The sequence below is a fragment of the Salinimicrobium aquimaris genome, from assembly GCF_035607535.1.
Taxonomy (GTDB): domain Bacteria; phylum Bacteroidota; class Bacteroidia; order Flavobacteriales; family Flavobacteriaceae; genus Salinimicrobium.
Map to the genome: position 1 here is coordinate 561,653 of NZ_JAYDZX010000001.1, position 14,003 is coordinate 575,655.

General features: G+C 42.7%; 11 protein-coding genes. All 11 read left to right on the plus strand.

The window, feature by feature from the left end; translation table 11 throughout:
- The 11 genes from VR862_RS02520 (at position 1) to VR862_RS02570 (ending at position 13,688) form a co-directional block, all read left to right on the plus strand.
- The gene (locus VR862_RS02520) at positions 1 to 171 is read left to right on the plus strand and encodes a hypothetical protein (protein ID WP_324719369.1); all 171 of its coding nucleotides are present in this window, start codon (positions 1 to 3) and stop codon (positions 169 to 171) included.
- Positions 172 to 470: 299 nt separating this feature from the next.
- A complete protein-coding gene (locus VR862_RS02525; protein ID WP_324719370.1) occupies positions 471 to 788 on the plus strand; it encodes a GIY-YIG nuclease family protein in 318 nt (105 codons plus the stop codon).
- 1,586 nt (positions 789 to 2,374) lie between these two features.
- Entirely contained in the window at positions 2,375 to 3,661 is a 1,287-nt protein-coding gene (locus VR862_RS02530) for a hypothetical protein (RefSeq protein WP_324719371.1), read from the plus strand.
- A 328-nt stretch (positions 3,662 to 3,989) separates the two neighbouring features.
- Positions 3,990 to 4,412 carry a response regulator gene (locus tag VR862_RS02535; protein WP_324719372.1) on the plus strand — a complete coding sequence of 141 codons (423 nt, stop codon included), beginning with the start codon at positions 3,990 to 3,992 and terminating at the stop codon, positions 4,410 to 4,412.
- Entirely contained in the window at positions 4,381 to 5,499 is a 1,119-nt protein-coding gene (locus tag VR862_RS02540; protein WP_324719373.1) for a GAF domain-containing protein, read from the plus strand. The genes VR862_RS02535 and VR862_RS02540 overlap by 32 nt, the downstream gene beginning before the upstream one ends.
- 189 nt (positions 5,500 to 5,688) lie before the next feature.
- Positions 5,689 to 6,096 (plus strand): hypothetical protein, encoded by a 408-nt coding sequence (locus tag VR862_RS02545; protein ID WP_324719374.1) that lies wholly within the window; start codon positions 5,689 to 5,691, stop codon positions 6,094 to 6,096.
- Between the two features lie 34 nt (positions 6,097 to 6,130).
- Positions 6,131 to 6,571, plus strand: a complete 441-nt coding sequence (locus VR862_RS02550; protein ID WP_324719375.1) for a hypothetical protein — start codon at positions 6,131 to 6,133, stop codon at positions 6,569 to 6,571.
- A 119-nt stretch (positions 6,572 to 6,690) separates the two neighbouring features.
- A complete protein-coding gene (locus VR862_RS02555) occupies positions 6,691 to 7,617 on the plus strand; it encodes an endonuclease/exonuclease/phosphatase family protein (protein WP_324719376.1) in 927 nt (308 codons plus the stop codon).
- A gap of 214 nt (positions 7,618 to 7,831) precedes the next feature.
- A complete protein-coding gene (locus VR862_RS02560) occupies positions 7,832 to 10,558 on the plus strand; it encodes a PAS domain S-box protein (protein WP_324719377.1) in 2,727 nt (908 codons plus the stop codon).
- The gene (locus VR862_RS02565; RefSeq protein ID WP_324719378.1) at positions 10,555 to 10,995 is read left to right on the plus strand and encodes a response regulator; all 441 of its coding nucleotides are present in this window, start codon (positions 10,555 to 10,557) and stop codon (positions 10,993 to 10,995) included. Before VR862_RS02560 ends, VR862_RS02565 begins: the two co-directional genes overlap by 4 nt.
- The gene (locus tag VR862_RS02570) at positions 10,992 to 13,688 is read left to right on the plus strand and encodes a PAS domain S-box protein (RefSeq protein WP_324719379.1); all 2,697 of its coding nucleotides are present in this window, start codon (positions 10,992 to 10,994) and stop codon (positions 13,686 to 13,688) included. Before VR862_RS02565 ends, VR862_RS02570 begins: the two co-directional genes overlap by 4 nt.
- The last annotated feature ends 315 nt before the right edge of the window (positions 13,689 to 14,003 follow it).

Below are 14,003 nucleotides of genomic sequence, written 5' to 3' on the forward strand. Positions count from 1 at the left end.
ATGATCTGGATAAAATTAGATAAAGTTAGAGTGTTAGGGTTAGCTGTTTTAGTGAGCAGCCTTATTCTTGATTATTTTCTTGAGCCGGGAATGTATGGCTTTTGGATAGGTGCCTCGGCTGGTGCAGGAGGTGTTTTTACCGTTTTTGGAAACATTCTGAAAAAAAGATGATCAACGCCTCCCAAAGATCTTTTTTACAAGATAAGCAGGAAAAGCACGCCTGAATTTATCATTTTAAAGGAGTATATTTATTCAAGACCTCAGAGGTTTTGGAAACCTGAGAGGTCTACTCGTGCCACGCAGCCGGGATGCAGAAGCTTTAAAAATGAAGAAACTCCAGAAAATACATTTTAAGGGCAATACCGACTAAACTCCCTGCGCGAATTCTGCGACCCTGCCTTTTGCAAGCCCTTTCCTGTTTTTGGGTGCAATATTTTTATTAAATTAAAAGACTCTTATTCTTTGGATTAATGATTGAATACACAGAAGGTATTTATAAATTCTATGTCTATATCCTCACAAATAAATATAGAACTACATTCTATATCGGGGTAACCAATAATCTAAAGAAAAGGTTAGGACAGCATAAGGATTCAATTCAAAAGAAACAAAAAACCTTCGTTGCCCGTTTTCATCTATCAGAACTAATTTACTATGAAACTTTTGGATGGATTCAACAGGCTATTGCCAGGGAAAAGGAACTAAAAGGATGGAGGAAGGAAAAGAAATTGAATTTAATTCGTTGTAGTAATCACAAAATAGAATCATTGAATTCCTTTTTTGAATGAGATCCTGTGCAAACCTTTATACGTTACAAAAGGGCTTTGTTTGTCATTCCGACGAAGGAGGAATCCCATCCTGTTGTTCAGTGGTTCCTTTTCTTACTCTGATGAGACCCTTCCTGCGTCAGGGTGACAAAGGGCACTTGTATGTCATTACGATGAACGAGGAATGCCAAGTGATTGTTTGTCATTCCGGCGAAGGAGGAATCCCATCCTGTTGTTCATTGCTTCCATTGCTTACTCGAATGCGACCCTTCCTGCGTCAGGGGGACAAATGATGGTTTGTCATTCCGAACGAAAGGAGGAATCCATCCTGTTGTTCAGTACTTCCATTGTTTTCTCAGAGGAGACCCTTCCTGCGTCAGGGTGGCAAAGGGCACTTGTATGAACGAGGAATCCCAAGTGATTGTTTGTCATTCCGACGAAGGAGGAATCCCATCCTAATATTCAGCACCTTCCATTGCTTACTCAGCTGAAACCCTTCCTGCGTCAGGGTGACAAAGGGCACTTGTTTGTCATTCCGACGAAGGAGGAATCTCATTCTTTTGTTCAATGCTTCCACTGCTTACTCGGATGAGACCCTTCCTGCGTCAGGGTGACAAAGGGTACTTGTTTGTCATTCCGACGAAGGAGGAATCCCATTCTTTTGTTCAATGCTTCCATTGCTTACTCGGATGTGACCCTTCCTGCGTCAGGGTGACAAAGGGTACTGGTTTGTCATTCCAATGAAGGGAGGAATCCCATCCTGTTGTTCAATGCTCCATTGCTTACTCAGATGAGACCCTTCCTGCGTCAGGGTGACAAAGGGTACTGGTTTGTCATTCCGACAAAGGAGAAATCCCATCCTGTTATTCAGGGCTTCAATTGCAAACCCCGTTAAGCCCCTTCCTGCGTCAGTGACACAAGTGATTGTTTGTCATTCCGCCGAAGGAGGAATCCCATCCTGTTGTTGGGTGCTTCCATTGCTTACTCAGAGGAGACCTTCCTGCGTCAGGGTGACAAAGAGAACTTGTTTGTCATTCCGACGAAGGAGGAATTCCATCCTGTTATTCAGTACTTCCATTGCTTACTCAGTTAAGATCCTCCCTGCATTAGGGTGACACAAATGATGGTTTGTCATTCCGACGAAGGAGGAATCCCAAGTGATTCTTTGTCATTCCGACGAAGGAGGAATCCCATCCTGTTGTTCAGGGCTTCCATTGCTTACTCAGATGAAACCCTTCCTGCGTCAGGGTGACACAAGTGATGGTGGGTCATTCCGACGAAGGAGGAATCCCATCCTGTTATTCGGTGCTTCCATTGCTTACTCAGAGGAAATCCTTCCTGCGTCAGGGTGACAAAGGGCACTTGTATGTCATTCCAATGAAGGGAGGAATCCCAAGTAATTGTTTGTCATTCCGACGAAGGAGGAATCCCACCCTGTTGTTCGGAGCTTACATTGCTTACTCAGATGAGACCCTTCCTACGTCAGGGTGACAAAGGGTACTTGTTTGTCATTCCCTCTGGCAATAGAAAAAAGCCATTTTTTTGTAACAAATTATAGAAAATTCCTACCCATTAGTATATCTCTGTTAGATCAAAAAATTCATACCGTGTTCAAAAATCACTTTCTGCCACTCCTCCTTTCAGCTACTGTATTTCTTTCCTCCTGCGAAAAAGAAGAGAATGTTCCGCAGCCCGACTACTCTATAGGATCTACTCCAGGTTTCGAACTGCTGGAAGAACACGGGAACGGCTGGATTAAGCAGGGGCGCTATCAGCTTTCGGGAGACCCTACAGAGGAGTTTGAATATTATGAGAACGGGTATATTAAATCGGCTAAGGTTTACGCCAGTTATCCGCAGCAGCACCTGTATATGGAAGTCAGCCGCAGTGAAGATAATAAGCCGCTCTGGTCCAAATACTATCATCCCGACGGCACTTTTTGGTTCGAAACCGAATATAAGAACGGGCTTCCCGCAGTCAAGAAAATATACAGCGAGGCAGGAACTACAATTCATACCTATACCGACGGGGAGTTGAGTTTAGTAGCATTTACTGCAGCCGATGGCAACAGCAGCGTCACCACCACTTACAACAAGACAGGCGAAAACCGGAATGTTATAGTTACCAGAAATGGAGAAACAGTTCTTGATGAGAACTATGCTTACCAGGAGCAGGTGGGAGCGGGAATTCACTCAGGTAGTCATGTTCCTGTCGCCAACCCTTTTGGTGCTGCGGAGCCCTCCTACTTTAGCCTTAATCAGTCTTTCTCGCAATCCCCTTCATGGGAAAATGACGCCGACCCGATAGGATTGATGTTTCCTTATCGGTTATTTGATGAATTTTATCACCCGGGAAATTATTTTGCCACCAGGTTTGCTGTTAGTACAGAACTATACCAGTCGGTGATTGAACAATATCCGGTCACCGAAAGAGGAGTCTTGATAGGTGGGGGCAAATATGAGGACGGGTACGAAGCTTTTTCAAACCAGTGGGAAGTACGGGATTCCCTGGCCAAAGTCTATGAAGAAGACCCGGAGCTGTACAAGCTGAAATACGGAAACGAGTATATTGAAAAAGTAGGTTACGGGAAGATCTTCTTTGTAATTGGCGCCCTAAGAAATCTGCCAACCAGCAGTGATGTCGCAGAGGACATCAAAACCATTGCCCGCAAAAAAATGGCAGCATTGACAAACGTCAGCACCGATATCACCCAGGAGGAACAGAAAAAACTCGACAAAGTGTGGTTTGAAGTGAAATTCTTCTCCACCCTCAAAGAACACAGAGATGGAGTGGTCATAAATTCTTTTGAAGATTATGAAAATGCCCTTGAAAAAGTGATCGCAGGCGAAATTGCAGTAATTCAGTTGAAGTATACTTCGGTTGAAAATTTGTAAGAGAAAACAGGGAATTGCGCCAGGTCGATGTCGGTGCATAACACCTGGTGAAGATGTAGGAAAAGATGTAGGAAAATTTGTATATTAATAGCAAAGATAAAAATGAAGAAATTGACCCCGGTCTTTCTCCGGTGTAGAAGAACTATAAGTTAGTCATTTTGGTCTGACGACATGGAAAATGTTGGTTTCTAATCCAATAAAGAAACTGATAATGCTGGTTCAATTCAAACCCGAGGCAGAACAGTAAGAATTTTTGTTTAAGTATTTTTTATAAAATATAAACATTTCGATTATTTTTGTGCCCTGGATTTGCAAAACAGAGACAGCAATGAAGAAAGTGAAAACAGCCTGTATTATCGATGATGATCCCATTTCTGTAATGATTGCAAAAAAATTAATGGAATTATCAAATTTCTGCAGCAACATTTTAGTCTTCAAAGATGGACAGGAAGCAGTGACGAATTTGAAGGAAAATCATGCATCGGGAGGTGCAATGCCCGAGATAATTCTACTTGATTTGAACATGCCCGTAATGAATGGGTGGGAATTTCTCAATAGCATGTCCCCAATTCTGGAACAGCAAAAATGTTCCATATTTATAGTTACTTCTTCTATTGACAGATCTGATCTTGAAAGAGCGCGGAACCACAAAGATGTTGTTGATTGTGTGGTCAAACCCCTTACGCATCAAAGCTTACCTGGAATTTTAAATAAGTGTTATGAGCAAAAACAGTCGATTAGAAGAGGTTAGATCTTATGAGGTTTTTGATAACCCTCCTGTAAAAGAGTTGGATGAACTAACCGAACTTGCCTCCGTCCTTTTTGAAACTCCCGTTTCATTGATCACTATACTGGACGATAAAAGGCAGTGGTTTATATCCAGGAAAGGACTGGAACAAAAAGGAACACCTGTCGAGGACGCCTTCTGCAAACATGCGTTAAACACTCCAGATGAAGTCCTGGTGGTAAATGATGCCCTGGAGGATTCCCGTTTCAAGGAAAACAAGTTAGTAGTTGGGGAACCAAAGATCCGCTTTTATGCAGGCGCTCCTCTCACTACCAAACAAAATCACGTGTTGGGCACCTTGTGCGTGATTGACAAAAAATCAAAGAAAATAACCCGGGAACAAAAAAAAGCTCTCAAGATCCTCGCAGGGAAAGCAGTGGATATTCTGGAGACGCAGAAAGTTTTGAACAATCTCAACACGAGTGTGGAATTGAGCACACAAAGAGTCGTAAAGATAACCGAGAATATACCCATAGGTATTTTTGAATTAAGTATCAATCGCAATGGGAAAATCGAATTTTTGTTTTTAAGTAACGGGATCAAAAAGATTCATCCCAACGTGAATGTTGAAGAGTGGCTTGATGATCCTAACCTCGGCTTCGATGTGGTACATCCCGAGGATCGGGGATCCCTTAAAGCCAGCTTGAGAGATGCCGTAATAAAGAACAAAAAACTTCACCACGAATATAGAGTTCTTAGTGAATCGGGTGTTCGCTGGCATGCTGTAACCGGAAAACCTGAAAAAGCGAAAAATGGAGAGATGAGGATCTACGGCTCCTTTACAGATGTGACACATCACTATGAGTATGAATCTGCACTGGAGCAAATATCCTTTGATATTTCCCACGTGTTGCGCAGACCGGTGACCTCTATGCTGGGTATTACCACTTTATTGGAATATGAAAAGGAATTATCTGCTGCAAAGCTCAGGGAATACTCCCGCAGTTTAAGAACAGTTGCCAGCGAGCTGGAGGACTTTACCCAAAAGCTCAACAAAATATATTCAGAAAAAAAGGTAAAAATAGGTAGTTACAAAGCGCAGGAGAACTAACAGCAAGTATTCTAAAGAGGTGAAACTATAGACCTATAGATGACCACAGATAATAAATTAAAAGAATGAGACAGTTTTTTTTGTGATGATGGATATAAACTACAATTTTAGATATCTTTAAATCTTCACACTGACCAATTACAAATACGGGCAGCCGAAATTTTTACTGACACTATAAACTTCTTTTACATGAACCACAACCTACTCCCCTATTTCTGGAAAAAGATAGCCCTGGGAATTTTTGTGCTCACCATTACCATCTGGTTCATCAACGCAGCAAACCCGGATCTTATCGATCTTAATGCATTTAAAGTTAGCTGGTCATTGAAGATGGGGCTCCTCATTTCGCTGTTGCTTTTTGTTGCCTCAAAAGAAAAAACGGAGACCCAAAGATATTCCAGGCTTAGGCTGGATAGTCTTTTTGGAGCAATGATAGCAGGAGGAATTTATCTTATAGTAGAATTTGTCATGGAGATCCTGTTCCAGGGAGAAAGTGCAGCAAGGACCGGCGGCTATAAGCTCATGATGATCATGCTCGTGTTATATGCCTTGAGCTTTTACATTAAAAAGAAAAAATTTTCAAGAATCCAGAATTAGAATACTATCTCCCGGCCCCCACTTACACCTACTTATGAAAAAACTACTACTACTCCCCTTCCTCCTCCTTTTATTTTCCTGCTCTTCTGAAGATGCTCCCAATGATCCCATAGTAGGTCACTGGCAGTTAAACAGTCGTATCTCCTTTCCGGAAAATGCCCAACCGGTAGAGAATGAAGTGCCCGAATGCTATAAACAAGAAACCCGCACCTTTAAAAATAACGGGGAACTTTATTCGGTGCACTACTATATGAACGAGATCATGGAGTGTAAACTGAACGAAAGTGCCACCAGAACCTACAAATGGACCAAAGTTTCTGAAGAGATCTACAACCTGAAGAGCACCTCGCCCGAGGGAAGAGACATCAGGTTTAGCTTTCCCGACAAAAACACCATGTGGATGTACGACAGCGGCCCATATGAGGTGGATGGCGTAAAATATTCAGCAGATGTTGAGGTGTATAAAAGAAAGTAAAACCCGAGGATCTTCAGTTTTGAACCTTTTAAAACGCCACAAAAATAATGGCGGAGTTGCGGAAAATTAGCACGGAGAGTTGGAATGAACTCCAAAAGAAATGCCTTTAATTCCCTCCCATGAGAAAGATAATCTTTTGGATCCTACTGATTGGAACAGGTATTTTTTCCATTATGCCGCATCTGCTGCCGGGATATTGGTTAGGAGATATCTTTTCTCATTTTAAACTACAGTATCTCCTGTTTCTGCTCCTGCTGCTGCCTGCCGGTCTTGTTCTGTTCAGAAAAAAGTTGGTGCCGCTTATCCCGGTTCTGTTGCTTCTGTTGTGGAATGCCCGGTTCATTCTACCACTGTACCTTGAAGGCCCCATTCAAGAAGAGGCTTCGGGCGGCGGGATTTCCATTCTTGCCATAAACCTGCTTGCTTCCAATACCAATTACGCGGAAGCTCTAGGCCTTATTGCTGAAAAAAATCCCGACGTCGTCATTTTGTTAGAGGTGAGTCCCCAATGGGAAGAGCAGCTTGAGGTCCTGACAGTTGATTTTCCGTTCCATCACCTGCTGCCGCAGAAGAACAACTTCGGAATAGGCATTTTGAGTAAAAACCCGGTGAAAACAGAAGTCAGTCATTTTAACAGAGATTTTCCGCCTTCTTTGCACAGCAAGCTTGAGATCGATGGGCATTTGGTTTCCATTTTGGCTACCCATCCGGTTCCTCCTGTGGGCCAGGCCGCCTTTGAATTGAGGAATGAACAGCTGCAGGCAATTGAGGAACTGAGCGCTACGCAAGCCGGAAACTTCATAGTGGTGGGCGATCTTAATACCTCCTCCTACTCTACCCATTTCCAGAACCTGCTGCTGAAGGGAGAACTCCGGGATTCCCGCAAAGGTTCTGGGATTGCCGCTACCTGGCCTGCAGATCTTCCTTTTATGAGAACCACCCTCGATCATTTCCTGCTGAAGGGGTCAATGAAAGTTCTTAAAAGAACAACAGAAAGGGATATCGGTTCAGACCACCTGCCCATCTTTATCAGGTTGGGATTTTAGTAACTTCAGTGTAAATTACTCCTCAAAAATGCCATTTTTAAGCCTTCATGTAACAGGATTTTCTGAAAAGACTTCTGGCAAACGGTGAGTATTCTCCGTCCTATGTCCACAACTTAGACCCGCCGTTAATTTTATTCATGAAGCAAAAATGTGGTGACAATCAATTAAATAAAATACTACTTTAGCTGCTTTAACAAATTAGGTCCTGTCATAAATGGATGTAAAAACCAGGTTTTTTAAGCTGCTCGGGGCAGACGAAAAGCTGTTTGACTTTGTTCAGGAGGAAGCGCTGGATGGTCTGTGGTTTTGGGATCTTGAAAACCGGAACCAATTATATATCTCCCCAAAACTTCTAAAGATCCTGGGCTATACCATCCAACCCCCCGGTTGGGAAAATATTATTGACAGGGAGGAACTGGAGATCGCATTAGAAAATCACACTTCAGAAAATGCGGCACCCCATAGCCCTTTAGATCAAAGCCTAAAGCTAAAAGCCTTTGATGGTGCAGCTTCGGAACTTGGCTGCAAAACTCTTATAATATTTGGGAAAGACAGAAAGCCTGTGGGTATGTTGGGAGCTTATAATGAGATCATCAAGCTTGCTGCTAAGGAAAAAGAACTTTTTGAGGCAAAGGAAAAAGCCGAGAAAAGTGAAATGCGGTATCGTACCCTCTTTGAAAATATGAATACGGGATTTGTCCTTTTTGAGGTGGTTAAGAACCGGAAGGATGAACCCGTTGATCTTTTGATTCTTGCAGCAAATAAAAGGTTTGAAGAAACCACCGGCCTTAATTTAAGGGCTGCCGTGGGAAGTCATCTCTCAAAGGCCTTACCGGGAATAGAAAATGATGAAGCAGATTGGATTGGCACCTATTCCAGAGTGGCAATGACCGGCAAACCAATTCGGTACGAGCAAAGCTCTGAATTCTTAGGAGTTCACTATTCCATCTCTGCCTTTCCTGCTGAACCCGGTCAATGTGCCGTTACCTTTCTTGATATCACTGAAAGAAAACAGGCAGAAAAACTTCTTGCCGAAAGTGAAGAAAGACTAAGGCTGGCCACAGAACAGTCTGATGTGGCGGTTTGGGAGTATGATTTTGTGAGTCACTCCATTACCCGCTCCGGCAACCACGACAAGTTATATGGGCTGGAATGGCAGACAAAATGGGATATGAATACTTTTTTAGAGGCTACGCATCCCGAGGACCGGGAACTTTCAGAGCAGCACATTATGGGATCGGTGAACCCCGGAGGACCGGATAATTACAGTTTTAATTTTCGGGTAATTTATCCGGATCAAACCGTAAGATGGCTGGCAGCTAACGGAAAGGTGATCCAAAGGGATGAGAAAGGCGTTGGAGTACGTTTGCGGGGTACACTGGCCGATATTACCGAAGTAAAAGAAACCGAACTGGCTCTTAGGGAAAGTGAGCTCCGCTTTAGAATGGCCATCAAACATGCCCCTTTTCCTATCCTTATCCATGCCGAAGACGGGCAGGTGATCAAGGTGAATTCCTCCTGGACCCGGTTGACAGGATATAAGGAACGGGATATCCCCACCATCGCCAGGTGGACGAAGAAGGCCTATGGAACTGAGAAAAAAACAATTAAAAAATATATCGAGGGGCTGTACACGTTAAATGCTCCAAAGGCTGAGGGAGAATATAAAATAAGAACAAAATCTGGCGAATACCGCATCTGGGAATTTAGTTCGGGCCCTATCGGGGAACTGCCCGATGGACGCAGACTCGTTATAAGCATGGCAATGGATGTGACAGAACGAAAAAAGGCCGAGCTGGATTTGTTCGACACCTCCCAACTACTAAAGACTTCACAGGAGATCGCCCACCTGGGAAGCTTTGAATATAAAACTGCCGACGGTTCTATGGTGTGGTCTGAAGAAGAATACCGCATTTATGGTTTGGACCCGGCTTCTCCTGCTCCGGATCTTAGTGAATTACTACAAAAGTTTATTCATCCGGCAGATAGAATACTATTCGAAAAAACCTTTACCACCGCTATGCAAAACCATGAGGATTTTGCACTGGAACATCGAATTATAAGACCCGATAACGGTATTCGCTGGGTGTACAGCAAAGCCCATCCCACTTTCAAAGAACAGGGAATTCTTCTTGCCTATGTTGGAGCGACCCTTGATATAACCGAAAGAAAACAACTCCAGGAGGACCTGGAAAAATTAAATGCAGAACTTGAGCAGAAGGTGAAGCAGCGTACCCTTCTCCTCGAAGCGTCAAATAAGGAGCTCGAAGCCTTCAGTTACTCGGTTTCCCACGATCTGCGGGCTCCCCTGCGGCACATCAACGGGTATGTCGACCTCCTAAACAGGCGATACTATAAGGACCTGCCTGAAAAAGCCCAACATTACCTCCAAATCATTTCAGCAGCTTCAAGTAAAATGGGCAGCTTGATAGATGACTTACTGGAATATTCAAAGACCGGCCGTACAGAGGTGAGAAAAGCAGAAATAGACCTAAATGTGCTTCTTAAGGAAATCAAGGAGGAACTGGGAATTGAGGAGAAAAAAGAAAGGGTTTTGTGGGAAGTACAAAAGTTACCAAAGGTCTTTGGGGATGCTTCCCTTCTAAAACTGGTTTGGAGGAACCTGCTGGAAAATGCTCTGAAATATTCGGGCAAAAAAGTAATTTCCAAAATTTCAGTGAGTTATGTGGAGGAAGAGGAATATTTTGTATTTTCAATACAGGATAACGGCGTTGGGTTTGACATGAAATACGCTCAAAAATTGTTTGGAGTATTTCAAAGACTTCATTCCCAGGCCGATTTTGAAGGTACCGGAATTGGATTGGCAAATGTTCAACGAATCATTCAAAAACATTCAGGACGTGTATGGGCTGAAGCCGAAGTTGGAAAAGGAGCAGTTTTTCACTTCAGTTTACCTAAGCATCAGAAGGAAATAGCATGAATAAACTGAGGACAATTTTACTTGTTGAAGATAATGAACAGGATGTAGAGCTTACCATTGAGGCACTGACTGAGTATAATCTTGCCAATAATATAGTAACAGTTGGTGACGGGGTGGAAGCTTTGGAGTATCTAAGGTATGAAGGTAAATTTGAGAACCGTTCCAAGAGTGATCCGGCAGTGATCCTACTCGATATTAAAATGCCACGAATGGATGGACTTGAAGTTTTGGAAACCATCAAGACCGATGAGAAATTAAAAAATATCCCTGTGGTCATGTTAACTTCGTCCCGTGAGAATCCAGATTTAAAAAGATGTTATGACCTGGGGGTGAATGCGTATGTTGTTAAACCCGTTGATTTTAAAGAATTTATGGTAGCAGTGAAGCAAATTGGTGTTTTTTGGGCAATAATCAACGAACAACCACCACGAAATTGAATACAGATAGATTGACGAGCAACCCGGAATCTTTCCTGAGGGTGCTCATTCTCGAAGATTCATATCTCGATCTCGAATTATTAACAGAATATTTAAAAGATGCCGGTTATCAACTTCAGGTCACCCATGTTGAAGTTGAACCGGCTTTTAGAGAAGCGCTTACAAGTAAGGAGTTTGATATCATTCTCTCTGATTACAGGCTTCCCGGGTTCGATGCATTCGGGGCGCTTGAGATAAGCCTCGAGCTCTGTCCCGAATTGCCGTTTATTTGTATCTCCGGCTCCATTGGAGAAGAAACTGCAATTGAACTACTCAAGAAAGGAGCAGTAGATTACGTGCTCAAGGATCGTTTGGGTAGGCTACCCTTTGCAGTAAAACGGGCTCTACAGGAAGTAGAAGAGAAGGCAAAAAGGATCAAGGCTCATGAAGATCTTAAGGAGAGCGAAAAGCGGTTTAGACAGGTCGCCGAAACTGCACAGGAATGGATATGGGAAATTGATGCCGACGGTCTTTACACCTACTCCAGCCCAGTCGTGGAGTCCATTTTAGGTTATAGGGTTGATGAGGTGGTGGGTAAAAAATATTTTTACGATCTGTATCCCGCAGAAAGAAGGGAAGATTTAAAAAGATCTTTTTTTTCACTTATCTCGAAAAAATTAAGCTTCAACAATGTTGTCAATGAACATCTGCACAAAAACGGACAGGTTGTATACCTATCTTCCAGTGGCAGCCCTGTCTTTAACAAGGACGGAAAACTGACCGGATATCGCGGTGCAGATGAAGACATCACAGAACGCAAAAGGGCCGAAGAATTACTGAAGCTAAGTGAAAAGAAATTCCGCCAGATCTTTCACAATCACTCGGCTGTTAAATTCATTGTTGACCCCGGCACAAAAGAAATAGTTGAGGCTAACAAGGCGGCAGCAGCATTTTACGGCTGGTCACTGGAAACATTACAATCTATGAGTATCGACCAGCTGGCGGTTGTGGAACCCGAAGATGATCACCTGCCCGAACTTCCTCAGTCAAAAAACAGCTACGAACGGAAGCATCGCAAAGCAGATGGAAGTCTCGTAGATGTCAAGATCTTTAGCAGTAATATTGATCTTGAAGGGCAAGAACTGGTTCACTATGTCATACACGACATTTCTGAAAGAAAACGGGCCGAAGCCAAGCTTAAGCTGTTGAACAGGGCTGTAGAAGCAAGTTCCGTTTCTGTGATCATTACCGATCCCAAAGGAGATATCAACTACGTTAATCCCTATTTTACCAGGACTACAGGCTACTCCTGGGAAGAATCGGTTGGCAAAAATCCCCGGTTCCTCAGCTCGGGTCATCATTCGAAAGCCTTTTATGCCAATATCTGGAATACCATAAAATCTGGGAAAGACTGGACAGGGGAGTTTCAAAACAGGAAAAAGAATGGAGAAATATTTTGGGAATACACTGTCATTTCGCCCATCCTGAACAACCGCGGAAAAGTCACCAATTTTGTGGCGATAAAGGAGGATATAACTGAAAGAAAAAAGATTGTTCGGGAGTTGATAATTGCAAAAGAAAAGGCTGAAGAAAGTGATAAACTAAAAACAGCTTTTATAAACAATATCTCTCACGAGATTAGAACTCCTCTTAACGGGATCCTTGGCCTGGGGCATATGATGTCTGAACATGAAATGTCCCTGGAAAATCGAAAAAAATACTACAAGCTCATCAAAAAATCCAGTGATCGCCTGCTGGACACGATAACAGATTACATGGATATGGCAATGATCGTATCCAAAACCTTAAAACCAGGCAAATCCAATTTTCTATTAGCCCCTGTTTATGAAAAGATAGCAGAGAGAGCCAAAAAGCTTAGTGCAGGAAAGAACATTCTCTTCAAAACAGATGTCCCTAAAGGCAATACTAGGGTTTTCCTGAATTCCGATCCCGAACTGGTGGAGAAGATCCTTAACAAACTCGTTGATAACGCAATAAAATTCACCACAGAAGGAATCGTCACATTTGGATATAATACTACAGAGAAGCATGTGACATTTTTTGTCGAAGATACAGGAAGAGGTATAGACCCGGAAAAGCTCCATTTAATTTTTGACATGTTTAGCCAGGAAGATGTTACAATGACAAGGGAATTTGAAGGAAGTGGTCTTGGACTTTCCATAGCAAAGTCATTGGCGACCATTGTAGGCGGTGCAATAGAAGCCACCTCTCAAAAAGGGGTGGGATCAAGATTCACCTTCACTATTCCCCGTGAAGGAGCGACAAAAGTAGCAGGGGGCAAAGAGGCTTTATATTCAGCCAACAAGACCAAACCCCTCATTTTGATCGTAGAAGATGACAAATTGAATTACCTCTTTTTGAAATCCATTCTCGATTCTGGGGGTTATGATCACCTTCGTGCTGTAAACGGCCTGGAAGCTGTGGATCTTTGTAAAAACAATTTGGACATTAGTTTGGTATTGATGGATATTCAAATGCCTGTAATGAATGGGATCGAAGCCACCAGACAGATCCGTCAATTCCAGCCACACGTGCCAATTATAGCCACTACTGCATACACCGAAACCTGGAATAGAAATAGCTTCTTCCAGGCAGGTTGTACCGAATATCTTCCTAAACCTGTGAACAGGAAGCGTCTCCTTTTTCTTGTAGAAAAATATGACCTGAGTATAACATCTAAAAAAGTATGTTAAGATCCATTTTTTAAAGCTGCAGGAAAGGAAATTCTTAAAAAGCGGAATGAACAAATCATCTGAAGTCTGTACTTTCGTTAGGTCATTTTTTGATTCTCTTCGTTTCGTGATCCATAGCTACGGAAACCGGAAAATTTATGAAATATGATTTAGGTCATATTTCTTCTGCTACTGCTCATCGACCTTTATCTTCTGATAAACAATGAATTGTGAGCTCCGGTATCGATAGTAAGCTGTTAAAAATACAGGTTTAGAAATTCGTAGTGATATTTTTGAACCTGCATGTTTACAACAGTCCGGCTTTTAATTTTCCTA